Here is a 25103-nt window from a genome sequence, read left to right as displayed (position 1 = left end):
CTTCCCAAGCGCGCGTGCTCTCCGACGTCAGCCTTCGAACTGCAGGCGCAGGGCCCACTCGGGGAAATCAATCAGCGGATTCCGATTACCTTGGAGGACGTAGATCGCCGCATTGCGATGTTTTTCCCACTCATCGGGGGCATACTGTTCATGCCAAGCCAAAAGCGTTTTCAGCCGCTGGCCGGCATAGCGCCTGCCGACATAGCCGGCATATCGGAGCATGAAATAGAGCGTCGCCCGCGCAACTGCGCCCTTCCCACCTTTGGGCTCGAAGGCGTCGCCTTCGACCCGCCCGCAATCCTGCATCGTTCTTTCGAATTCGTGCTGGACCAGCGGATAGTTCGAGCGGAAGCTGTTGCAGCGCGGCTCGCACGAGAAGAGATGGTGAAGGTCGCCGCGCATCGGCTCCTTCTTGCCGAACCAGCTTTGCGGCACGACATGCTCGCAATTGTACTGGAACTGCGATTCCAGCATTGCTTCCATCTCCGTGGATTCCAGCACGCCGCGCTCCAGAAGCGCCGCGCGCGCCTCGGTCCGTAGCCGCTCCACTTCGGCGTCGGCTTGGATGAAAAATTCGGGTGTGGCTTCGAAGCCGGAATAGATGCTCTGTACCATCGCGTTCGGACGGACGTCGACCCACGGGTAGACGTGCTTTGAAGGTTCGTAGTTCAAGGGCGTGGTGTGGGTTTGCTTCAGAGTCCCGGCCACCATTTGGGTGAAGCCCGCCGTACCCGCCGAAATCCCGGTCCAATAGGCCTCGCGGACGACCGCGTCGGCGGCGGCGTCATAGTAGGTGCTCCTGTCGGCAAGCCGTGCCCGAGCTTCCGCCAGTGTCCGAGCCCCGGCCGCCGGCTGGTTGCGCCGGCGCAGACCGCGCGACAGGCGCCGCGCCTCGTCTTCGGTCAATGGCTGACCGACGGGCGGTGCGGCATCCGTGGGCGCTGTGGCGGCCAGACGCAAGAGGATCGGGCGGTGATCCGACACTTCCAGAAATCGGTCGATGGTTCGGTCGAGCGCGACAATCATGAAATCCCGGCCGTCCGGCACGAGATTGGGCGAGATGAAGACATGGTCGATCAGAGACTTGAAGGGCACCTTGACGTAAGTGATCTGCTTGTCCGAAGCATCTTGGGCGGTGAGCGCGGTCAGGCCGACGGAGGTCAGCGCGTCGAGGTCTCCGGATGCCAGGGTCGCATTGGCGTCGCCGCCGATGATCCAGTCGCTATCGAAGCTGGGATCCTGGGCGAGTTCGGCGATCGCTTCGGCGAGCAGGCGCGCCGCCATCTGCCGGCGCAGGCTGCCTTCGTCCTTGGCCTTCAGATGAACAGGGACGAGGTTGAACGTCGAATCCATCCCCTGGATCTTGGCCGTCACCTCGTACAGCGCCGGATAGCGGTCGAACACCTTGCCGTGGACTGCCTCGAGACCGAGATCATCGAACTGGCGGCTGTCAACCTGGAACCAGCGCTCGACTTTCTCAGGCCAGGTTTTCGAGGATACGCCGGCGGTGCTCTTGTTCCACATCACCGTCGTGATCTGCCGCTCCGAAGCGGCGTCCTGGCTGGCGAGCACACCCCAGGACTTGGTCTGATAGCTGGTTTCCAAATGCCGGGCCAAAGCCTCGGTTGCTTCGAGGCTCGATTCCACGAACACCCAGACGTCGAGGTTCATTTCGACAACGATACGCGCGACGGAATCGAGCTTGTCCTGCCAGCGTTTGTTGAACCATTCGATGTTCCAGAAGCCGATGTCGAGATCCTGATCCTCGCCGTTGTAGGCGTCGACGACCCGCTCCATGCCGCTGTCGTTCTGGCCACCCGCGCGACCGAGGGTGCCGAAGAACCCGGCCAGTTCATCCGTGCCCGCGAAAAGTTCGAGAAGCCGCGCCGCATCTGCGTTGCCGGTTTGCGCCTCCAGTTCCAGAGCAGCGGCGATCGCCGAGAACTTGATGCCTTCGTTCGACTTGTCTTTCGCCGCATGGTGAAGCGCCACGAGCTCCCAACCGTCATTCATGACCGGCGCGCCCGAACTGCCCGCCTCGGTGTCGGACTCGTATTGGATCACCTGGGTGTTTTGGAACACCACCGTGTTGTTGCGGATCGCGACTTCCTTGAGGCGTCCATTTGGGTGCTGGATGACATTCAGCTTGTCTTCGTCAGCTACCACAAAGGCCTGCCGCAGAAGCGGAATGCTGCCGAAGGTCGAGCCGGGTTGGCCTTCGACGGCGACAAACGTGACATCGAGACCGCCCTTGCCGCCGGTGGCGACGACCGGGCTGGTCCAGAAAAGGAGATCGGGACGCAGGCGGAAAGTTGAGACCTGACGCACAGTCCCGTCGGGAAGGGCGGCGAAATCGAACAGCGCGCGACTGCGGGCGGCGACCTCCTTGCTGTTGAGGACGTGATGGTTGGTGCACAGTATGCCCGGCGCGACCAGAAAACCGGATCCGCTCCAGGTGCCGGAGCGCCCTTTGTAGTCGACACCAGAAGCGTCGATCTTGCAGACGGCGCGCGAGCGAGCCGCGCCTTCCTCCAGCCACCAGGCCGGGCGCAGATCGTTGGAGCCGACAACCTGTTCCAGGGTGACGGACAGCTGCTCGAACATGGTGCTGGCGTCGGCCGGCAAACCTTCGAACTTCGGGCTGCGAAGGCGTCGGGTCTTCTGGACATCACCGGGCAGGATGGCCAGATCCTTGATGCCCCAGTCCGCAGCGCTCTTAGGAACGGGGCCGGCGTCGGGCCGTTCCACCGCCATTTGCTGCTCGAACGAAAGATTTGCTTCTTGCGCTGAATCCGCCATCTGGTCCCCCGAATCAGAAGTGATGCGCAACCTATAATCGTCGGAAACGACGGAAATGTTACGGTTGTGCAGATGGTCGGCCAAACCGCTACCTCAGCTTGGACTATCCCCAGGTGGCGCCGGACTGCGGCAACATCATCGCAGTTCCTCTCGCGGTTCATGGGCGTGTCTCGCAGACCGTGGCCTTCAAGGTCGATGGCGATGATCTGGCGCCGCGGCGAGAGGAGACCAGTGACTTGCGCCATGGCAGCGAAGAGCTTGCCGGCAAGAACGAAGATGGGTTTGTCCTCGCCGAAGGACTCACGGTAAATGCCCTTCGGCCGACAGGGCTCACGCTCATCCGACATCGCGTCCCAAGTTAGAGTACCGCGTCGGACCCATCAGCGGTCTGTATCTTGTCTTGGATTCCGTAGAATTTGAGCGGAGCCCTTTGTAGTGCAGTTCGGTGTTTGTTCGCCCAAAAGTCGCACAAGATTGCAGTGCGGAACTCAATGGCGACCTGTGCCGGGGTCGCCCGATCACAACGTCTGACCTTTCAGGATTCTTTGTTTCACGGTCGCCCAACGGCAGGCGTGACGCTAGGCAGGTCTTGGCGCAACGCTCGGGGAATAGCAGCTTTGCGCCGCATTCCGGCCATTTATCCAGGTTGCACGCGTTCTTAAAGGCGGACAGTCGGGTCAGTAGCCGAGACGTCAGCATTGGGTGCGGACGAGCGGACGCGGCTGCACCAACATCGCTCAGATGATAGCCTTCTTGCAATGGCTGGGCTCTGACCACAAAGTCGGTACGTATTATCTAGAGGTCTCTAATGAGTGCTCGCCTATCGACAGCCATCAGGATCGGCGAAGCCGCAAAGGCGATTTTACGAAAGACTCAGAGCTTTCCAACCAAGGATTTCGGAGATCATGAAGACCTGAGCGAACGCGAACATATCGGTGTTGAGCCGATGCTCCTGGCACTTTCGAGCCGCCCGCTGAATTTGGTGTCTGGCCCGAGTTCAACTGAGGCGGTCAAGCAATTCCTCGAATACGCGTCTGGAGAGAACGTCCATGACCTCGTTCGCGATCACTTCTTCTCGCCGATTTCGAAATGACCGCTTTGACAGGCGATCATTTGTTGTTGAGCAGGCTTTCACGATCCTGCTCTGGACTGCGGGGCTTTCGGGATTGGCGGCGATGGCCGCGGTGCTGCTGGTTATAGGCATCGGCTCCGCGCCCGCGCTTGCCGACGTAGGAATTCTCGCCTTCATCGCGAAATTGGACTGGTATCCGACTGCTGGGGAGTTCGGGCTGGTGCCGATGATAGCCGGAACGGCTGCTGTTTCTGCCGGCGCTGTCTTCATTGCGGCCCCGTTGGGCATCACTTGCGCGATCTACATCACTTTCTATGCCAGCCCCGCAACTGCTGCTTTTTTCCGCATCGTCTTGCAGGCCCTCGCGGGAATACCGTCGGTTGTTTATGGACTGTGGGGCCTGACAGTTCTGGTGCCCATCATCGCCGCATCGCGACCGCCAGGCGCCGCGCTTCTCGCGGGCATAATCGTGCTGTCGATCATGATTCTGCCAACCGTCGCGGTACTTTCACAAGCCGGGTTGCGACAGATATCGCCTGGGATATATCGGGGCGGCTTTGCGCTCGGATGCTGCCGGCACAGCGCCATCGTGCGTATTGTGGTCCCCTCCGCGAAAAATGCACTGACAGCGGCATCTATGCTTGGTCTGGCCAGGGCTTTGGGTGAGACCATGGCGGTACTGATGTTGACTGGCAATGCCGTCAACATTCCCCACGGACTCTTTGACCCGGTGAGAACGCTTCCCGCAAACATCGCCCTCGAAATGGCATATGCGATCGAAATCCATCGCTCGGCTCTCTTCGTTTCGGGGCTGGTGCTTATGGCGATGGTCATCGGCCTTCTTGTTGTTTGCCGCAAATGGTACGAACGCGATGCGAACTGACGTCCGCTCATTAACATGCGATCTCGCGATCCGCGCCGCCGCAATGCTGGTGGTCTTGGTTCTCTTGTTGATTGCGTTCCACATCGTGAGGCGAGGGGCTCCGGCCATCAACGTTGGGTTCCTCACATCGCTTCCCAGCATGGGCGGCCGTGGCGGCGGAATTGCACCTTTTCTGGTGTCTACGATGGCCGTCACGACGATAGCGCTGGCCACGGCGCTTCCCATTGCGGTCGGGCTCGCGATCTTTCTTGTCGACGGCATAAGGCACGACTCGCGGATAGCGGGAATGATACGGACAAGTCTCGGCATGTTGGCTGCTGTGCCGTCGATCGTGTTCGGGCTGGTTGGCAACATGATATTCTGCGACTGGCTGGGACTCGGTTTTTCACTCCTGGCCGGTGGACTGACCCTGAGTCTTATGGTCCTTCCGATAGTCGCCTGTGTAACTGAAGCGATGCTCCGTTCGCTCGTAGAGGTGAGGATAAGCGGGTACGCTCTTGGGTTGCCACGTTGGCGGGTTGCGTTGTGCATCGTATTGCCGTGCGCCATGCCAGGCATCATAGCAGGGACTGCACTGGGCTTCGGCCGTGCCGTCGCGGAAAGCGCAGCGTTGATCTTCACAAGCGGTTACGTCGATCGGATGCCAAATTCGATCTTCGATTCCGGAAGGACACTCGCGGTCCATATTCTCGATTTGGCCATGAACGTACCCGGAGGAGACGAGCGCGCCTTCGCTACCGCGACGGTGTTGTTCGGATCGACCGTCGTGGTCGTTGGCCTCCTGGCGCTCTTGGACCGTTCATCGCATCAGAGCGCGGGAGGGTGCGTATGAACCTGCCAACGTATCGTGAGCTGATCCCAGTATTTGCGTCATCGACAGACGAAATCATTCGCATGAATTCGATCTCCGTTGCTTAACGCGGGAAGGTGGCGCTGACGAATGTCACCATGGCCATCCGCCCACGTAGAATTGCGGCGCTCATCGGTCCGTCAGGGTGCGGTAAAACAAGTCTGCTAACATGTATGAACCGGCTGATTGACCTCGTCCCTGGAGCGGCAGTTACGGGCCAAATTTATTTGCAGGGGAGGAACATCTTTTCGTCGGGCGCCAATGTCCTGAATCTTCGGAAGCGCGTCGGCATGGTGTTTCAGAGGCCGAACCCCTTCCCGTTTTCAATCAGACGGAACTTTGATCTTGTGTTGGCAGAGGCGGGGTTCCGGACGCGATCTGATCGGGAGGCTCAGATGATCCGGTGCCTGTGTGCCGTCGGCCTGTACGATGAAATCGGGGGACGACTCAATTCTTCAGCGACGGACCTTTCAGGTGGTCAGCAACAGCGACTCTGCATCGCACGAGCACTGGCGACCGCGCCTGATATCCTGCTTCTCGATGAGCCGTGCAGCGCCTTGGACCCGATCTCAACCATGGCGATCGAGCAACTCCTGGCCTCTCTCAAGGAGCGGATGACCTTGATTATCGTCACCCACAATCTACCGCAGGCCCGACGGCTTGCCGATGATTGTGCCTTGTTCTGGACGCGATGCGGCTCTGGTTTTCTGCTTGAGCAAGGCACCATGTCGGAGATGGTCGCGCGACCAGCCCACCAGATCACCGCTGACTATATTCAAGGTCGTCTCGCTTAGCCTGCTTGGTGAGAGCGCGATGAAGCTGGCGCAGAAATGCAATCACACAACGAATGTTGTGAAGCCACTAGTGAAGAACTTCGCACTCATCCGCAGTCGCGCCCAAAACGGGCTGATCGCCATTTCGAGCCCCTACTGGCGCCGAGGAAATTCGTTGCCTTACAAATCGTCGACCGATCCGCGGCTGTGGCGGGCGGCTATTCCGTGTCGGCAGATTGTTCGACACCGCTCAACGCCACCTGAGGTCCGATGTATCGATGGAGTTGGAAAAAGCCGCATCTCAACTTGAAGCGCTCGGCAATCCGACGCGCCTAAGTATTTGTCGGTTCCTTGTTCAAGCGGGCGACGAAGGCGTGTCGGTCGGCAAGATCAGACAAAAGCTCGGCATCCCAGCCTCAACGCTGTCCCACCATTGCAAGCGCCTCATAGACGCCGGCCTGTGTAACCAGGAACGGCAGGGCACAACCCTGATCTGCCGCGCCAACCATCCGAGCATGGATGCGCTCATTGGATACCTTGCCGACGAATGCTGCACCGATGGGAACTCGCCCGTGACCCACGGCGCGGAGCGAGTAACCTAGCCCTGTTTTCACTTGCTGGGTTGCTCGCGGCAGTTGTCTCTCTGTTTTCTGTACCAATGCCGCCGAGCTGTCCGCGACCAAGTTGTCCGCGCACCGTGCCATGTTCGTCATGTTTCTCTTAACGTGCTTGGAGGAACAGTTCTTGTTCTGGCCCCCGCAAATGACAGGCGCGCATCAAGGTGGTCCACATGATGAGCAAATGACAGGCGCGGTACGCCTTCAATCCGAACCCGTCTCTCAGTTCGAAATCCTCGCTGCCACATGTGGTTGCCAACACTCTGGCAAATTCTCTGACCAGACAAAACTATGCAACGGAACCGCTGGCGCAATTCGATGTTTCGCATGCCACCGCAGGGCTCGCGGTCAAAGGTGGCAGGACGGGTCGACTGTTGGTCTGACTGAAGTCGGTGGTCAGGTCATCACCGCCAGCTGACGCTTGCCATCTGCGGCCAACCGCTGGACGACGGGCTCAAGGTCTTCGATGGCGATTCGCGTAAGGAGTTCGATCTGATGTTCCATGAAAAAATGGTCGCCGGTGCAAAAATGGGCCTTGAACTGCTTCGTGGTATGCTCTTTCCAGCCGATAATGTGGTTGCCCGTAACAAAGGGGTCGACGCGGCCGCCTATCGCGGTGATTGGAACGTCGAGCGGAGGATGGGAACCGTAGCGATAGGCGTTGTTCATCTCGTAGTCCGCTTGGATAATCGGAAGCATCATCGCGTGCATTTCGGGATCTTCGAACAGGGCCTTGTTGTTGGCGAAATTTACCTCCTTTAGCATCTCGACGAACTCGCTCTCGTCGAGTTCGTGTTCGGCCTTGCCGGTCCCGTGATTGAACTGCTGGACGTCAATGGCTAACTGGTCGTCATTGTAGATCTGTGGCGAGCGACCACCGGCCACAAAGAAGTATTCCGGCTGCAGCCCGTGATCGCGGCGCACCCGATGGGCAACCTCGAAGGCCTGGATGCCGCCATAGCAAAACCCGAAGAACGCGAACGGCTTGTCCTTAAGGAAGGGCAGCATCTCCGGCACGATGCCGTCGACCATGTCCTCCATCCGCAGCCAGAAGCCCTCTTCCAGGCGCGCGCTGCGGCCTGGCATCTGCAGGATGCCGAGCTCGATGTGATCCGGCATCTTGTCGATCCAGTGCTGGAATACGAGCGGGCCGCCGCCGGCATAGGGAAAGCCGATCAGGCGGATCGGCGCGTCGGGCTTCGGACGCGGAATGATCACCGCGCTCTTGTCGTAGCTCTGGGCGCGGTCGGCCACGACCGGCGCTGTCGGCACCGCCTCGCCATCCGCAATGCCCCCGAGAGTGGCGGTCACCTGCGTCTCAGTATCGGCCGCGATCTCCGCGATTGAGGCACCCATCACGAGCTTCTGGAGCGAAACCTTGATGCCGCTCTTGGCGAGTTTGTTGCGGAACTCAATTGTAGCCAAGGAGTCGAATCCCATTTGGTTGAGCGCTTCGTCCGTTGGCAGGCTGTCCGGATCGGCGATGCCGAGCACACGGGCGACTTCTCCGCGCAGGAAGCTTTCGATCGCCTGACCGCGTTCGATCGGCGCGACCGAGCCGAAGAGCCGCGCAAGTGGATCTGTCGCCTCGTCGTCTTTGGCCGCCTGCGGATTCTTGTGCACATTCGACAGAGGCGTGAGCCAAGCCGGCGTCTCCCCGTACTGCTTCTTGGCGAAACGTCGCCACAGGATCGGCGCTGCGGTGAGCGTGCCAGTTGAGGCGAACAGGCCCTCCAGCCGCTCGAGCGCCTCCCGGTTGCGGATCGCGAGCAGGCCGAAATCGGTCAGGCGCTTGCGCAGGCGCTCGTCGAGTCCGGACGCCATGCCGGTTTCCGCCCACGGACCCCATTCGATGCTGACACCTGGCAGACCCTCGGCGTTGCGGCCCTCGACAATGCGGTTCATGGCGGCATTGGCCGCCACGTAAGCCGCTTGGCCCTTCATACCGAGAAGCGCGCTAACCGAGGAGAAGCAGACGAAGAAGTCGGGTGAGAAGCGACGGCTCGCGTTGTCGAGAACGAGCGTACCCTGGAGTTTGGCCCGGAGTGCGCGTTCCAGTTCGCTCGCCTCCTCGATCGATCCGAGCGTGGCGTCCTGAACGATGCCGGCGGTGTGGATGATCCCGCCGAGTTGATGGCCCGCCTCCGAGAGATCGCCCAAAATTCGCTCGACTCCGACCTGGTCGGCGATGTCAACTGCATGCGCCGCGATCTCAGCGCCCGAACGTCGCAGGGCTTCGAGCCGTTCCTGTTTGGCGCCGTCCGCGACGTCCCTGTTGAGAAGCACGAGGCGGCGCGCACCGCGATTTATCAGCCATTCGCCCATTAGCGATCCGAGAGCGCCAAGCCCGCCGGTGACGAGATAGGTCTTCTGCGGATCGACCGCGCAATCCATACCGACATCGCGGCTTTCGCTGAGGCGCAGGACATAGCGTTCCTCGCCGCGCACGGCGTAGGCGGTCTCCGACCCAGAGCCATCGAAAAGAATGCCGATCGCGACCGCGATTTCTGCGTCGCTCGGCTCCGCGCCGAGATCGATGTCACCCCCCCACAGATCGGGATGTTCGCTCGCGAGCACCATCGCCATGCCATGTAGTGAGGCGCTGACCAGTGAGGCTGGACGAGCGGCGTCCGGAATTGGTGTGTCTGTTTGCGGCACGGCACGGCCGGACTGGCCGACGACCCATATGTTCGCCTTCGTCAGATTGCCATGCTTGGTGGCTGCCTGAACCGTCTGGACGAACTGCATGAGGGTGGCGGCGTGGCTGTGCGCCGCCTCGACGATCTGTCCACTTGACGCGCCTTCCGCGCTCTCAGGAGTGACGATGATCCCCGCGACATACTCGTCGAGCACACCGCCAGATAGACCTGTTTCGACATTCGAAAGAACGACCGCTGTCTGCCTGGGCCCTTCCCGCTTCGCCTCGATCGCCTGAGCCAAACGTCCGGCGAGACCGAGGGCATTGCCCAGGATAATCCAGAGGGCCTTGTCTTTCGGCAGTTGCGGCGCCGACTGCTTTTCCACGTGCCATTCGCGGCGGCAGTGCCATGCCAGCCGGTCGCTCGCTTTCGTGTCGATCCAGTGATGCTGACGCTCGAAGGGATAGAGCGGAAGATCGACGAGCCGGCGTTCATTATCCGGCAGATCGGTGAGCGTATCGATCGCAAGGCCGGCGACGAAAAGGCGGCCCGCGGTCTCGGCGAGAACCTCTTCGTCATTGCGGGTGCGATTGAGGCTCGAGACGAATTGCGAGGGCGAGGCAATGCCATCTAGGGCCGCCTGCGCCATCGGAGTGAGGACCGGGTGCGGACCGATTTCGAGGAAGAGATTCGCCCCAATTTCTTGCGCCGTCATTATGCCCTGATGGAACAGGACGGGCTGGCGAACGTGGTCGGTCCAGTAGCGCGCATCAGCGACTTCCTCGCCGGCGACCTTACCAGTCTTCGCACTGATCAGTCGGCCGTCGGGCTCGGAAAAATCGAGGGTGCTCGCGAACGCCTCAAACTGTTCGAGGATCGGATCCATGAGATGCGAATGAAAGGCGTGGGAGACCTTCAACTGCGTCGTGCGTATGCCTTTTTCCTTGGCGACCTTGATCAGCGTTTCAAGTGCGTCCGTCTCGCCCGCGACCACCGTACTGGCTGGTCCGTTCTCGGCCGCGATGGCGAGCTCAACTTCGGAGTCCCGGATCATCTGATGGGCTGTGTCCGGATCAGCTGTCAGGACGACCATGCCGCCATTACGTGGAAGCCGACCCATCAGTTCGCCGCGCTTGGTGATCAGCTGCAGCCCGTCCTCGAGTGAGAACACGCCGGCAAGATGGGCCGCCACGTATTCTCCGATGCTGTGGCCCATGACGATCTCTGGGACGAAGCCCCTAGCCTCGAGAACTCGGGCGAGTGCAAGTTCGATCGCGAACAGGGCGGGCTGGGTATATTCGGTATCGTGAACGAAATGGGCGAGCGTCCCGTCACCGTATAGGATGTCGCTCAATCCGTGCTTGCGAATCCGTGCGACCACCGCGTCACAGGCGTCGAAGGCTTCGCGGAAGATCGGATCACTTTCGTAGAGTCCGCGCCCCATACCTTCGCCCTGGCCGCCCTGTCCGGTGAACAGAGCGGCGGGAACCACGTGTTTGGAGACATCGACACGGGCATAATCGTTTGCGCGAAGACTCTCTGCCAGCCCCCTGGTTGTCCGACCGGTCGCGAAACTCCGATACTCAAAAGCGCGGCGGGCGGTGTTCGCAGTGAAGCAGATTGCGTCGCGCTCGTTGGGCTCTGCCGTATCGAGTCGCAAAGCAAAACTCTTGGCCATGGCGCCCAGGGCCTGTGGCGTGCGTGCCGAAATGTTCAGCGTACGAGGAACGTCCGGGTTGTGCGGCGCATCATTCGGCTGAGATAAATCGTTCGTCTCGCTCGGTGCTTCCTCCAAAATGACATGGGCATTCGTTCCGCCCACGCCGAACGAACTGATGCCCGCGCGTCGTGGACCCTTGGACGTCCAGGGCACGGCGCTAGTCGGCATGGCGAAGGGAAGGCGATCGAAGTTGATCTCCGGATTGGGCGTCTCGAAATTGACCGCCGGCGGCAAGGTTCGCGACTTCAGTGCCATGACCGTCTTGATTACACCCGCGATGCCGGAAGCGGCGATCGTATGGCCGATATTCGCCTTCACCGAACCAAGGGTAATCGGCGCGACATCCGCCGGTAAACCGGCGAAGACTTCGCTGAGGGCTTCGATTTCGATCGGATCACCCAGTTTCGTGCCCGTTCCGTGCGTTTCCAAGTAGGAGATCGTTTCCGGCGCGAGCGAGCTGTTCATGAGTGCTCTAGCGACGACGCTCGATTGGCCCTCGATGCTCGGCGCCGAGAAGCTGATCTTGTCGTTTCCGTCATTGTTGATCGCTGATCCGCGAATAACAGCGTGGATGGTGTCACCCTCGGCGAGCGCGTCATCGAGACGTCGAAGCGCAACCACGCCGACGCCACTCGAAAACACCGTGCCGCTGGCCTCGGAATCGAACGGACGGCAGTGGCCGTCGCGGGACAAGATCATGCCCTCTTGATAGTGATAGCCCGCACGGTCGGGAATGATTGCAGTGACACCGCCCGCCAGCGCCATGTCGCATTCGCCGTTCTGCAGACCGCTGCAAGCCAGATGGAGACTTACGAGTGAGGTCGAACAAGCTGTCTGGACGCTGATGGCGGGGCCGATGAGGTTGAGGCGATGGGCCGCCCGAGTCGCTAGGTAATCCTTATCGTTTCCCAGCATGGCCTGGAAGCCGGTCATGGTGTCGAGCATGCCTTCCTTGCTGAAATCGTGCGAGCCGGCTACGCTCCTGGCGAAATAAGTGTTCGGGCCGGAGCCGGCATAGATGCCCGTTGTCATCTCGGTCGAACGGACGGCGTAGCCAGCATCTTCGATGGCGTGCCAAATGTTTTCCAGGAATAGTCGGTGCTGCGGATCGAGGAGAGCCGCCTCACGAGGCATGATGCTGAAGAAGTCAGCGTCGAAGTAGCTGAGGCCTGTAAGCGGCGCGCCGTGGCGGATATAGTCCTCCGCTTCCCACTGCTCGGGGTCGACGCCCGCGCCGGCCAGTTCAACATCCGACAACTGACGAACGCTCTCGCGTCCGGCAATAATGTTTTCCCAGAACGCCTTGGGCGTATCAGCATCGGGGAACCGGCAGGCCATGCCAATAATCGCAATGGGGGTAGCTCTGTGAATGGGGCCGTTCATTATTACCTCGTCGCTGCTCCGGCCTTCTGATCTTTGGTTTCCGGAGCGTGTTGTCTGCTGGAGCGGGTCATCGGTGCGCAGGATCAGCGCGGAGAAGCGCGTCCTTTGGTCGACATACGCCGGGTTGCGAGTCCAGCCAACGTCGTGTTCGATGCATCGCCCTTCGCCGAGTTTCGCGATAAAGAGTCTGCAAGCCCCCTCGGCGAAGGATGCCGGAAGACCAAGATCGCTGACATGTTGATCCCGAATTGGCGGCGAAGGCGGCGTTGAAGCTCCGGGACCATGATCGAACGCGCGCCGAAATCGAACACGTTATCCGAATCGGCGAGCGAGGGATGGTCCAGAAGCTCCCGCCAGTGGGAGGTAATCGCGCTGCACAGGTCACCTCGCTTCGTCGATCCGCTTGTAGTGGCACTGGCAGCCTTCTCGACAGGCGGCGCCGAGGTCTTGACCTTTTCGGCACATAGCCTTTCGGCGATTGATTTGCGATCGACCTTGCCACTTGCCGTTTTAGGCATCGCGCTCATGATCTGGACACGGTCCGGCGCCATGTAGCCAGGGAGCATCTTACGGACATGGGCGCGAACTACTGTTTCGAGACCGTCGGTTGGCGCCTGATCTTTGCTCGTTAGGCAGGCGATCAGCCGTCCCGTTCCATTTGCATCACGCTCGAAAACCACGGCGACTTCGGCCACGTCTGGGTGATCAGCTATAACGCTCTCAATTTCCCCAAGTTCAACCCTATAGCCGTCAATCTTGATTTGGTGGTCACGGCGACCACAGAAGAAAAAACAACCACTTTCATCTGACGTCGCAAAATCGCCGGTCCGATACAATCTCGTTGGCGTGCCATTAATATCGATAGTCAGGAACCGTTCCTCTGTTCGCTCCTTATCCTGGAAATAACCCTGCGCGAGACAAACGCCACCGACATAGAGCTCTCCCACCTCTCGTGACCTCACCGGTCGCGCATCTTCATCTAAAATAAAGAGTTCGACATTCGGCAGAGGCCGACCGATAGGCGGTAACCTAGGCCATTCGGCTGGATTGCTATCAAGCTCGTGACAGGTGACGACGTGTGTCTCGGAGGGACCGTACTGATTGAAGAGCCGACACTCGGGGAGGTTGCTGAAAAACTCGCGCAAACCGGAAGAGACCACGAGTTGTTCGCCGGCGGTGTGGATCTCCCGTAGACTGTTGGGAAACAGATTGCGCTCCACACAATTCGACGCCAATTGTTGGAGAGCGATAAATGGCAGGAACAATCGTTCCACCCGGGCACGCTGTATCTCGTCCGAAAGCAAATCGGGGTCGATCCGCTGTTCACTCGTTAGGATGACGATACGGCCACCAGAACAGAGCGTAGAGAATATCTCCTGAAACGATACATCAAACGAAATGGTGGCGAACTGAGCCGTTGCCGCATTGTCTGACAGCGTCGAAAGTTCGATCTGCCAGTCCACAAGGTTTTGAAGTGCTGCTCCTCCCATGTCGACTGCCTTCGGCTTGCCAGTCGAACCCGAGGTAAAGATAACGTAGCCACTGGAATTCGGCGACAGCGCCGCATCTCGGTCGGACGATCCAGCACCGGCTGCGCCCACTCCAATTTCCTCGACCATCACCGCCGAGCCCGACGAAACATCCTTGAGGATCGCCGAACAGACGGCCGATGAACTGAGGAGCACGCTCGGGTCCACTTGCGCAAGCATCTCGCGAATGCGACTCTCTGGAAGACTTGGTTCCACGGGAACGTAGGAAACACCCAGGATTTGACAGCCCAGGATCGCCGCGATCCGGTCAACACCGATGGGAAAATGAATTGCGACGCGGTCCAAACCCGCTTCACGTCCAGTTTTTAGGGCGCGAGCTATCTCACAGGCTCGCAGCCACAAATCCATGTAGTTGATCGTTTCTGTTCCGAAAACGACAGCCAGACGGCGAGGAAATTCGGATGCATACCAAAGCACGGACGCTGCAATGGTCCGCTCTGAAGGGCCTGAGGCGTTGTTTAAACTCTGCATGATTTCCCTCAGAATGCCAGATATGCTAAATACATTTTTACTGTATCCGTGGTAAGTTCACAGTCAATCCATTCAATAAAACTTCACATGTTCTTAATATTTCGACCGAGGTGTGCGGGCATCGCCAGATACAGTGCCGATCCCCTAGGCATCTCGCTGCCGGTTTCGAAGGCATGAGGAAGACGTGTCCATGGATGCCGGCGTCCTTCTGCGTGGCCCTGGAGGCGAGGCTCCGGAAATTGCTTCCCTGATCGGTTTTGAAGATGTTGGGCCTGTAGCAGCAATCGCCTCCTTGAGGGCGCCGGCAGCGGGCTTCACCCCAAGGCTGATGCTGCCAGTGAGCAACGACACCCTGCTGTGCGTCGTGCGGCTGCGCGGCTGGCCTCGAATAACGACAACAGCGGCCAGGCAGAATCGCTCGAGAGAGCGAGCAACGCCATCTGGTCGATCAGCTTCGTAATCTCATCCAGTGATGACTGTTAGCGCCATCAACTGCAAAACCGACCGCTCCTTTCCAATGCGCTGCCGCCCACCGCGTCCCCCCTCATCCAACGTTCGGATTGATAGAATCCCAGATATTCTCACCGATCCAGTCACCCGCGCACGGGTCTCCTGGCGCTACATATGGGCAAGGGATACAAGCTTGTTGCCATCCTGGGGCACAATTCCGCGTTCCTAGGCAGGGACCCGATTTCCCGCACGATCTGTCAGGTCGGACTTTTCAAGAATCGCAAAAATCTGCTCATGCGCTTCCATGATGTTGCGTTCGAGGGCGTCGGCGGCTGCCAAGCCATTGCCCTTCTCCAACTGGTCAATGATTTCGCGATGATTATGGTGGCCCGGAACAACTCTCGTTTCATTTCGCCTGAGGCCGAGGACTCGGCCCGCCTGTAGCCAATGCGCCTCGATTGTGTTCATCAAGACCTTGTTTTCAGAGAGATTGTAAACTGCGAAATGAAACAGTTGATTGAGCTTCAGATACTTTTTTACGTCAGCGTTCTTCTCCATATTTAGCAGTTCCATCTTCTCATTGATTTCTCTGAGATAGTTTAGGCTCTTCCCGGCAGATTTCTTCACACCCCAGACTATGGCCTGCCGTTCATTTAGAAGGCGCACTTCCAGAAGATCGCGGAGGCCTTCAGCAGTGATCATTGGAACGCGCGCGGACTGACGCGGCGCCCGTTCGAGTATGTCGATGCCGCTAAGCCGGTTGAGCGACTCGCGGATTGGCATATGGCTAGTGCCGAATGCGACAGCCAGTTCCTTGAGACGCATCGGCTGCCCGGGCGAAAATTCCCCGGACATCAGTGCGTCCTTCAGTTCGGCATAGACATGCTCAATCGTCGAACTTGGGGAAGCCTTCAATGGTGGTATTTCGTACTTCGAGCCTTTTGTCGCCATTTGGCATGATCTCCAAAACCGGTGCCTCGAACGCCCTGTGAACACGTCTCACGCGCTGCATGAAAACTGCGGGGCACCAGCCCACCCGAGCCCTGATCCGCTGGTCCACGCCCGAAGTGCGCGCATCGCAAACCACCCGGCAGGGCACCTGCCGCCGAGATTTCCGGCCACGACGACCCAGGGCCAGCCGCCATCTCCAGCGCCCTGGTTCCGAAGCTTCGGCAGCCTTAACGATGTATCGGCCAGGAGCCGCTACATTGACATATGCTGGGGTGTTACTGCCACCCAGGTCAACACATGGCCAGCAGCGATGCTAAAGCGAATGTCATAGTGCTGGCCCTCGAGCAATTCTGGACAGATAGTTTTTGTCAGATGCAGTCGTAGTTGCCCGTTTCGAGGCGTCGTTCGTAACTCTGCACAGTCGAATCCGAAAAAGCGCCTTGCCACAGGATAGAGCGCTTTGAAAAGTGTCTCTTTGGCCGAAAAAACTAGGCTCGCCAGCCAGTCTGGAGAGAGGACCACTTGTCGAGCGATCAAGGCGCGCTCATCCTCATTGGTGGTCATGTTTAGGATCGCATCCAGAGCATGACCGCTGGCCAGCGCCTCAACGTCGACACCTGCCCGCCAGTTCGCATTGGCGATGGCGAAACAAGCGCAATGCCCACGCGTATGGCTTATCGATCCAGCGGAAGAGGAAGGCCAGAGTGGAGCCCCGCCTAGGCCGATTGGAATCTCAGTAGCGGCTTGACCCAGCGCCCGCAATGCCGCGTGTGCCATCGCTCGCCCGGCTAAAAACTCAGCACGGCGTATGGCCACCGCTGCGGACAGACTGGCAGGGCAGTGCAACGCCAGCAGGTTGAACAGGTCATCCGTATAGCTCTCGAGATCAAACCTGCCGCGCACCAAGATCGCATTGGGGAGCCCGGGAACATGTAACTCAACATCGGTGAAAAATCCACGTGAACGAGAAGATAGAGCGATAAGTTCGAGATCGGCAAAAGCGGTCATATCCCGTCGCCTCCCCTAACCTAGGTCGCATTTCTATCATGATATTTTCTGGGGAACGAGTTTGAGTTTGTTAATTCATATTACGAATTCATTAAGCTAGAGTTATACGTTTAGGTGGCGAAGCTGAGGGCTTGCGCCATTCGCAGGATGCGCCCCGGCCAGGACGGGAGTGTGGTGGGTCTTCCAAGCACCGAGTTGGCTGGGTAGGGTTTGCAAGGGGGCGAACAATCGGATGAACGGACGGATGATGCTGGATAAGTTGCGCGTCCTGTTGGGGATTTATACCAACGGTCATGAAGCTCGACCGACGTGAGCCCACTTTCGCATTCCGATTGATGTGATTGTTTCGGGTTGGGCGATGAGCTTCTGCCAAGCCTCGCAGGCGGCGTCGATGATGCCGTCGTGGGGACATCCGCGCCGGAACTGGACCCCGATGAGCCAATCGAGGCGACGAGCCGGATCCGCTGCCCGAAGAGTTCGCGGCGATCGACGCCTTGCATGCGCGCTCGAATGCGGTCCTCGAAGGTGTGGTAGTCGAACGGCTACCTCGATCGGAAGCGGTGCCCGAGCGGGATCCGCTGATCTACGACCCGGATTGGGACGAGCGAACCCGGTCGAGGACTGGCGCGCCACGCTTGACCGAGTAATGTCATGAAATGCAAATTTTATGACGTTGAGGATAGTTTGAACCAACCAATTTGCAGTAGAGACGCTGGACGTCGGGGCCAGACCGTTATTTTTTTGCGCAGCGTAGCCGACTAAGCGGCAAATACCGACTCTGCTCGCGCGATAACTGCCCTACCGAGCTCGCTTGACCTGCGCTGTTGAAGGTCGAATCGAACTGATACGCAGCTCTCCACGGCAGCGGTCTCACCGTTGGACGAATTCACCATGACATGCCGGATGGTAAGCGAACTTTTGCCGATCTTTGTGACGGAGGATCGGATTTTAAGAATGGTCCCCGCACATACCTCTGCGCGAAAATCGGTCTCGGTCCTGACATCCGCCCATCCAAGGGAGTCTTGGCGGTCATCAACATCCAAGAACCGCAGCACGACCAATGTAGCGTCGTCAAACATGGCCGCGTAAAATCGGCGGTTCATATGACCAAACTCGTCGCACATCCATGGCTGCGCGACGCCAATAAAACTATCGATCTCGTCAGTCAAAATATACCTCACTAAGAGTTGGCGGAAAGTGTCGCATCGTCGGGATAACCCATGCTTGGGTATTCACTTCGGCACAGCTGTATTGGCTATGGGCCGCGAAGACGCTAGTTTCAGTTTGAATCGCGCCCACTCTCCCTCCTGGAGCTACTGCTCCGAGTTACCCGAGAAGCAATGCCCAACCGAAACAGCGGCAGCAGGCAGCGTGAACGGAACCTCGCGAGGCCAAATGAGCGACGGCGCGCATCGGAATGCCTGGGCCCCGCACTTAGAGTCGCCCGACGCGGAGGTCGCGGGTCGCTCGCTACCAGCTTCGATCCATATCATCCACCACCAAACACCGCCCTCGCAACGCGCGGGTCGTTTTCCAATTCTGCCATCTTCGTTTCGTCCATTTGGAATCAATGCGCAGCCCAGGAATTGCGGTTCCAGTGTCATGGTGCGCTCGAGCTAGAGCTGTGCGCTTTGTGTATTTTTGTAGACAAAGCTGTCGCGATAGCGTCTCCAGCTTCCTGCAGGTCGGCGACCAGGCTCTGAACAGCTGTAGTGCTGTCGCCCGATCTCACGGCGGCAATTATGTCTGCGTGATGCCGATGCCCTGAAAACGACATTGGAGTCGCCTTCAACAGGCTCAACAACGGCCCATAACGCATCCAAAGCAATTCAATAAGATTCACAAGTTCAGGATTTCCGCATCGTTCATACAGCGAAAAATGAAACTTGTGATTTAGTTGTAAATACGTCCGCGTTCCTAATGCGCCACGTTCCGCTTCAATATCCATCCGGGCATTTATTTGGGCCAGCTGATCGGCAAGCCCGTTCTCGCCGCGTTCGACCGTCATCGCCACCGCCTTGCCTTCAAGATCTGTTCGAAGGGTAAGTAGATTGCGAAGGCGCCCAACGCTCGCTTCGGGAATGAAGGGAGTTCGCCTCGTTTCGGACTGCAGCGCGCGAGCCATGACAAGTCTATTGAGGGCCTCTCGAACCGGCATATGACTTGTGCCGAATGCGGTGGCCAAGTCGTCGAGCTTCAACTTCTGACCAGGTGCAAACTCGGCCATCATGATTGAACGAGTTAGCTCCGCATAAACATGTTCCAAATCTGAGTTTCTTGGCCGCGGCCGAAGCACGGGAAATTTGGTCGCTGGCATTTTCACTCCTGATCTGCCTGACACGGATGTGAGCATAGCGAAAATAATTTATTTGATCAACGATCAAAAATGGTTAGGCTCTGTGTGGTGGATATCGCGTCGACATGGGGGTTGACACAAATCTGTTTTGCCGGCAATTCTTTGATCAACGATCAATGAAAGGGTAACTGGTATGTGGAAGGTTGGTATCGATGTGGGAGGAACTTTCACGGACCTCTTCGCGGTCAACAGTGCGACCGGCGAAGAGCGAACCGGTAAAGTTCTGACGACCCCTGAGGAAAGGTCGCGTGGCGTCTTGAACGTCATTGCAAACGCCAGCATCGCACCGAACCAGATTGAGCTGCTTGTCCACGGCACCACGACGGCGACCAACGCACTGATCGAGCGCACCTTCCCGGATGCTGCGATGATCACCACGGAGGGCTTTCGCGACGTGCTCGAAATCGGCCGAATGCACCGCGAACATCTTTATCGGCCCTATCAAACCAAGCCTAAGCCCCTGATCCGTCGTCGGCATCGCTACACGATCAACGAAAGAACCACTGCGTTCGGGAAGGTTGAGAAGGAGATTGATGCTGCAGAGCTTCAGCCCATTATCGAGGCCATCGCTGCAGCCGGCATCAAATCCGTGGCTATCTGCCTGATCAACTCCTACGCGAACCCGGCAAACGAGCGCAAGGTCGCCGAAATCATCACAGCCGCATTGCCCGGCGTGCGGGCAATTCCTTCGGCGGATGTCAAGCCGGTGTTCCGAGAGCACACGCGCTTCACGTTGGCTTCAGTGAGAGCCACGATCCTGCCGGTGATGGCCGACTATTTTGAGCGTCTTGAGGCCCGGCTCCGTGAAGCGGAGTTTACCGGCAATCTCATGATCCTGAAAAGCAATGGCGGGATGATGTCCGTCAACCAGGCGCGTCTCCGTGTCGAGGAACTGGTGGAGTCGGGGCCTGCAGGCGGCGTCGGATATGCGTCCGAAATCGCACGTACGGCCAGCTCGGTAAACATCATTCACACCGATATGGGCGGAACAAGCTTCGACGCATCCATCGTCGAGGATGGTGAGGGCCTCATCACCCGCGAATATGAAATTGAGTTCGACATTCCGGTCGCAGTGCCGATGCTCGACATCCGTTCAATCGGCGCCGGCGGGGGTTCGATCGGCTGGATCGACAGCGGTGGCTCACTCCGCGTCGGCCCCATGTCCGCAAGTTCGGTTCCCGGGCCTGCCTGCTATGGGCGAGGTGGAACGCGGCCGACGATCACGGATGCAAATCTGGTGCTCGGCAGGATTAGCCCGGATCTTTCGGGTAAATTTAAACTGGACGTCGCAGCGGCTCGCGCAGCCGTAGAGACCGTTTCGTCTCAGTTGAAACTTAGCACCGAGGAATGTGCCGAAGGCATGCTGCGGATCGCGACCGAGGCTATGGCACAAGCCGTCAAGCTTGTCCTTGCATCTCGCGGCCGAGACCCTCGCGATTTCGCGCTTGCGAGTTTTGGCGGAGCAGGACCGCTGCACGCGTGCGCAGTCGCCGAGGCGCTCGGCACGCCGACGGTCATCGTCCCCAGATACTCCGGTGTTGCCTCTGCTTATGGAGCGCTGCGACTGGCAATCAAGCACGACGAAGAAGTTTTCCACTACGCCCCGCTCGTCGCCAAGGAGCTCGATGAAATCGGCCTCCGCTTGAAGAACCTGGGTGATGCAGCCGTCGAAGCCCTTCTTGGGCAGGGCGCCAGCGCAGACGGCGTGCAGGTTAGCTTCGTGATGCGCATGCGGTATGCGGGTCAGACTTTCGAAGTGGACGTCGTGCAGGACCGGGGTGCTATCGAGCGACGCGACCTCGATCGCCTGGCTGAGGCCTTCCACGGTGCGCACAAGAGAGAGTTCGGTGTCCGGTCGGACGATTTCCCCGTGGAGATTGTCGCACTGGCAGTCACGGCGGAAGCGCCATCACCCGCTGGCATTCTGCAATCTAGTACGAGTTCCGCGATCGGCTCGCCACGTCAGGCTGAACGCAAGGTCTGGTTTGGCGGCTGGACCGACAGCCCGGTTCACGACGCCGCCGGCGCGGTCGAGGTCAGCGGCCCCGCTCTCATTGAAGATCCGCACACCAGCATCGTCATTCCACCGGGTTGGGTGGCACGCTTTGACTCCGCCCGCAACTGCATCTTGGAGAGGTCATAATGGTTACCTCAATCGACCCAATCACGTTCGAAGTGCTTCGCAACACGTTCGAGCATGTTTGCCGCCGCATGACGGTGATTCTGCAGAAGTCATCCTTCTCGCCGATCCTTTCGGAAAATCTCGACTTTTCGAACGCGATCTATGACCCCGCGCTGCGTCTGGTCGGTCAGACTGCAAACTGCCCCGTTCATCTGGCGGCGATGCATTTCAGCGTCCAGGCCGTGGCGCGGAAGTTCGGCATCGAGACGCTTCGGCCGGGTGATGTGGTGGTGCTGAATGACCCCTATGACGGCGGCACCCACATCAACGATGTGACGCTGACCATGCCTGTCTTCCATGAAGACATGCTTATCGGTTTCGCGGTAAGCCGCGGTCACTGGATGGATCTTGGGGGTGGCGGCCCCGGTGGCCAGGGCTTTGGAACGCACGTCGCCGGTGAAGGGCTTCGGCTTCCCCCACTGAAGCTCTATCGCAACTATGAGGTCGATCCGGACCTTCTCGAAATCCTGCTGCGAAACACGCGCACGCCGCATTACATCCGCGGCGACCTGCAAGCCCATATGGGCGCTCTGCTGGCTGCCGAGGATGAACTCCAGGCTACCGCGCGCAAATACGGCCGCGCGACCCTGCTCCAGGGAATGGACGACATGATCCGCTACACCGAACGGATCGTTCGCGCAGAAATCGAAAAGATACCGGATGGTGTCTACGAAGGCGCCGACTACGCGGATTCCGATGGCATCACCGATGCCAAGGTCTGGGCGCGAGTCAAGCTGACCGTCTCGGGCTCAAACCTGCACGTGGATTTCGCGGGAAGCGATCCCCAGGTTGCCGGCGCGATCAATTCGCCCTTCGCGAACACGACCGCCGCCGTATACACCGCTCTGCAGTTCTTCCTAGCGCCCGACGCGCCGCCGAATGCAGGCATGTTTGCGCCAATCACATTGAGCCTTCCGGATGACTGCTGGCTTAATGCGCGCTGGCCCGCTCCTGTCGTCGGCTGCACCACCGTAACGTCCGGAAAAGTACAGAGCGCGATCTGGCAGGCCGTGGCAAAGGCCATCCCCGATCTTGCGATCGCTCCTACATGCGCCGATGCAAACTGGTTCGTTGCTGCGGTTCGCGGTGCCGGCGGGCGCATCGATGTCTTCTCGGACATCCCGGCGGGCGGCTGGGGCGGAACGCCATACAATGATGGGCTGAACGTGACGCTGGATCCGTTGGGCAACTGCACCAACATGCCAGCGGAAGCGGCCGAACTGCTCTACCCGGTCGTCGTCGAAGCCTTCGACCTTCGCCAGGATTCAGGCGGCCCGGGCGAAAACCGGGGCGGTCTGGGCGCGCGGTTCAAGTTCCGCTTTCTCAATGGCGGCGAGCTTTCGATCGAGACATCCAGAACCATCGAGGGAAGCCCCGGCGTAAACGGCGGCAGCATGAGTCCCGTTCAGGTGCTGGTGCAGGAATATGGCGATGGGCGCCGCGAGATCATCGGTGGCCCGAGGCCGGATGGCACCTGGCGCTCTCCGCTTCTGTCATCCCACAAATTCGGGCCGAACGAAGCATTCGAATTCCTGTCCACAGGTGGCGGCGGCTGGGGCGTTGCGCGCTCCCGTAATCCTGAGCGTGTCCGCGAAGACGTGATCGACGGCTACATTTCGGCGGAAGCCGCACGCCGGGATTACGGCGTGGCGATCGACCCCAAAACTCTTGAAATTCTTTCAGACGAAACCTCCAAGCTGAGACAACAAGCATGAACAACGAAATCTTTATCACCTGTGCCGTGACCGGCGCCGGAGCAGGCCCCAAGAAGAACCCGCATGTCCCCGTGACGCCTGAACAGATCGCCGCCGACGTTCTGGCCGTCGCCGAAGCTGGTGCCGCGATCGCCCATGTCCATGTTCGCGATCCGGAGACGACGGACGGAAGTCGCGATGTCAAACTTTATGCAGAAGTGCTTGAGCGCGTTCGTGACCGCAACAAGGACATCATCGTCAACATGACGGCGGGCATGGGCGGCGACCTCGTTCTCGACGCCGAGTGTCCGACCAAGGCCGTCGCTGGCACAGATCTCGTCAACCAGAAGACCCGGCTCCTCCACGTCGAGGCGCTGCGACCCGACGTCTGCACGCTCGACTGCGGCTCATACAACGTCGGTGAAGGCAATCTGGTCTACATTTCCACGCCCGAGCAAATTCGCGAGGGTGCGGCTTTGATCCGGGGTTACGGTGTAAAGCCCGAGCTCGAGGTATTCGACCTCGGCCACCTTGACTTTGTCATGAAGCTCATCGGCGAAGGCGTGTTCGCCGGCCCTGCAATGATCCAATTTTGCCTAGGCGTGAATTGGGGCGCTCCGGCCACCACGACGGCAATGAAGGCCATGGCGGATGCAGCCCGCGGCGCCGACGTTGTGTGGTCCGCATTCGGCGTTGGCCGCATGCAGATGCCGATGGTCGCCCAGGCTGTTCTGCTTGGTGGGAACGTGCGTGTCGGCCTCGAAGACAATATCTGGCTCGAACGGGCTGTTCCGGCGACGAATGTCGCGCTTGTGCAGCGCGCGCACGAAATCGTCGAACGCATGGGTGTGCGGATTATGTCATCCGCCGCGACCCGCGATCGCCTTGGATTGGGAGCAGCAGCATGAGCCCTCTTTCTGGCAAGCGCGCAATTATCACTGCCGGTGCCAGCGGTATCGGTAGGGTCGTCGCGAAGAAAATGATTGAAGCCGGTGCGCGGGTCGCAGTCTGTGACATTGATCCCGCTTCGGTAAGCTCGTTCTCCTCGGAATATCCCGAAGCCACTGCAGTCGTATGCGATGTGGCTGACCCCGCCAGCGTTCCAGCCGCTCTCCAGTCGATGCTCGCGGGATTGGGTGGCGGAGTGGACATCCTCTTCAACAATGCCGGCATTGCCGGTCCGACGCTTGCGATTGAGGACGTCTCGCCCGAGGAGTGGGCGCGAACGGTCGATGTCAATCTCACCGCCCAGTTCTTGTTCATTCGCGGTGTGATGGCCGGGATGAAGACACAGCGGTCGGGGGTTATCCTCAACATGTCCTCAGCGGCCGGACGACTCGGCATGCCGATGAGGACGCCATACGCGGCGGCCAAATGGGCCGTGATCGGCCTTACCCAATCGCTCGCGATGGAGGTCGGCCAGTTCGGCATCCGCGTGAACGCAATCCTTCCCGGGTCCGTCCGTGGGCCGCGCATGGAGCGAGTGATGTCCGCCCGGGCAGAACTTACAGGACGCCCGCTCGCTGAAATCGAGGCCGAGGAAGTCGCGACAATATCACTGGGTCGAATGATCGAACCTGAGGAAATTGCGGATCTGGCGGTTTTCGTCGCGTCCGATGCAGGCAGATCAATCTCGGGGCAGTCATTGGGTGTGTGCGGTAACACCGAAATACTCCGGTAGAAACATAGGGGAACTTCAACACAG

17 protein-coding genes are annotated in these 25103 nt (G+C 59.2%); 10 read left to right on the top strand and 7 right to left on the bottom strand.

The window, feature by feature from the left end; genetic code table 11:
• Window positions 1–27 precede the first annotated feature (27 nt).
• The gene (locus tag AC0L2C_RS14930; RefSeq protein WP_473523703.1) at window positions 28–2799 is read right to left on the bottom strand and encodes an endonuclease; all 2772 of its coding nucleotides are present in this window, start codon (window positions 2797–2799) and stop codon (window positions 28–30) included.
• A 98-nt stretch (window positions 2800–2897) separates the two neighbouring features.
• Between AC0L2C_RS14930 and AC0L2C_RS14925 the strand changes: the two genes are divergently transcribed.
• From AC0L2C_RS14925 to AC0L2C_RS14900, 6 genes are all read left to right on the top strand, one after another.
• The gene (locus tag AC0L2C_RS14925; RefSeq protein WP_473523702.1) at window positions 2898–3161 is read left to right on the top strand and encodes a hypothetical protein; all 264 of its coding nucleotides are present in this window, start codon (window positions 2898–2900) and stop codon (window positions 3159–3161) included.
• 446 nt (window positions 3162–3607) lie between these two features.
• Window positions 3608–3892, top strand: a complete 285-nt coding sequence (locus AC0L2C_RS14920; protein WP_473523701.1) for a hypothetical protein — start codon at window positions 3608–3610, stop codon at window positions 3890–3892.
• Complete coding sequence (gene pstC / locus AC0L2C_RS14915) at window positions 3849–4754, top strand: phosphate ABC transporter permease subunit PstC (protein ID WP_473523700.1); 906 nt, start codon at window positions 3849–3851, stop codon at window positions 4752–4754. The genes AC0L2C_RS14920 and pstC overlap by 44 nt, the downstream gene beginning before the upstream one ends.
• A 43-nt stretch (window positions 4755–4797) precedes the next feature.
• Window positions 4798–5586 (top strand): PstA family ABC transporter permease, encoded by a 789-nt coding sequence (locus AC0L2C_RS14910; RefSeq protein ID WP_473523699.1) that lies wholly within the window; start codon window positions 4798–4800, stop codon window positions 5584–5586.
• 95 nt (window positions 5587–5681) lie between these two features.
• The gene (locus AC0L2C_RS14905) at window positions 5682–6398 is read left to right on the top strand and encodes a phosphate ABC transporter ATP-binding protein (protein WP_473523698.1); all 717 of its coding nucleotides are present in this window, start codon (window positions 5682–5684) and stop codon (window positions 6396–6398) included.
• 257 nt (window positions 6399–6655) lie between these two features.
• On the top strand, window positions 6656–6979 hold the full coding sequence (locus tag AC0L2C_RS14900; protein ID WP_473523697.1) for an ArsR/SmtB family transcription factor: 324 nt from the start codon (window positions 6656–6658) through the stop codon (window positions 6977–6979).
• Window positions 6980–7390: 411 nt separating this feature from the next.
• On the opposite strand, the gene AC0L2C_RS14895 is transcribed toward AC0L2C_RS14900, so the two are convergent.
• The 6 genes from AC0L2C_RS14895 to AC0L2C_RS14870 form a co-directional block, all read right to left on the bottom strand.
• Window positions 7391–12736, bottom strand: a complete 5346-nt coding sequence (locus AC0L2C_RS14895) for an SDR family NAD(P)-dependent oxidoreductase (RefSeq protein WP_473523696.1) — start codon at window positions 12734–12736, stop codon at window positions 7391–7393.
• An 83-nt stretch (window positions 12737–12819) separates the two neighbouring features.
• Window positions 12820–14757 carry an amino acid adenylation domain-containing protein gene (locus AC0L2C_RS14890; protein WP_473523695.1) on the bottom strand — a complete coding sequence of 646 codons (1938 nt, stop codon included), beginning with the start codon at window positions 14755–14757 and terminating at the stop codon, window positions 12820–12822.
• Between the two features lie 675 nt (window positions 14758–15432).
• On the bottom strand, window positions 15433–16158 hold the full coding sequence (locus AC0L2C_RS14885) for a GntR family transcriptional regulator (RefSeq protein ID WP_473494798.1): 726 nt from the start codon (window positions 16156–16158) through the stop codon (window positions 15433–15435).
• A 252-nt stretch (window positions 16159–16410) separates the two neighbouring features.
• Window positions 16411–17166: a 4'-phosphopantetheinyl transferase family protein gene (locus AC0L2C_RS14880; protein ID WP_473523694.1), complete on the bottom strand. Its 756-nt coding sequence runs from the start codon at window positions 17164–17166 to the stop codon at window positions 16411–16413.
• Window positions 17167–17924: 758 nt separating this feature from the next.
• A complete protein-coding gene (locus AC0L2C_RS14875) occupies window positions 17925–18335 on the bottom strand; it encodes an acyl-CoA thioesterase (RefSeq protein WP_473523693.1) in 411 nt (136 codons plus the stop codon).
• A 431-nt stretch (window positions 18336–18766) separates the two neighbouring features.
• Complete coding sequence (locus AC0L2C_RS14870; protein ID WP_473494801.1) at window positions 18767–19483, bottom strand: GntR family transcriptional regulator; 717 nt, start codon at window positions 19481–19483, stop codon at window positions 18767–18769.
• A gap of 172 nt (window positions 19484–19655) precedes the next feature.
• On the opposite strand from AC0L2C_RS14870, the gene AC0L2C_RS14865 reads away from it, so the two are divergent.
• The 4 genes from AC0L2C_RS14865 to AC0L2C_RS14850 are packed head-to-tail and all read left to right on the top strand — an operon-like array spanning window position 19656 to window position 25079.
• Window positions 19656–21665, top strand: a complete 2010-nt coding sequence (locus tag AC0L2C_RS14865) for a hydantoinase/oxoprolinase family protein (RefSeq protein WP_473523692.1) — start codon at window positions 19656–19658, stop codon at window positions 21663–21665.
• A complete protein-coding gene (locus tag AC0L2C_RS14860; protein ID WP_473523691.1) occupies window positions 21665–23419 on the top strand; it encodes a hydantoinase B/oxoprolinase family protein in 1755 nt (584 codons plus the stop codon). Before AC0L2C_RS14865 ends, AC0L2C_RS14860 begins: the two co-directional genes overlap by 1 nt.
• A complete protein-coding gene (locus AC0L2C_RS14855; RefSeq protein ID WP_473523690.1) occupies window positions 23416–24306 on the top strand; it encodes a beta-keto acid cleavage family enzyme in 891 nt (296 codons plus the stop codon). The genes AC0L2C_RS14860 and AC0L2C_RS14855 overlap by 4 nt, the downstream gene beginning before the upstream one ends.
• Window positions 24303–25079, top strand: coding sequence for an SDR family oxidoreductase (locus tag AC0L2C_RS14850; protein WP_473523689.1), 777 nt, complete (start codon window positions 24303–24305; stop codon window positions 25077–25079). The genes AC0L2C_RS14855 and AC0L2C_RS14850 overlap by 4 nt, the downstream gene beginning before the upstream one ends.
• Window positions 25080–25103 lie beyond the last annotated feature (24 nt).

This window comes from Mesorhizobium sp. WSM4845 (assembly GCF_055811455.1).
This window is presented reverse-complemented; position numbering and strand designations above follow the sequence as displayed.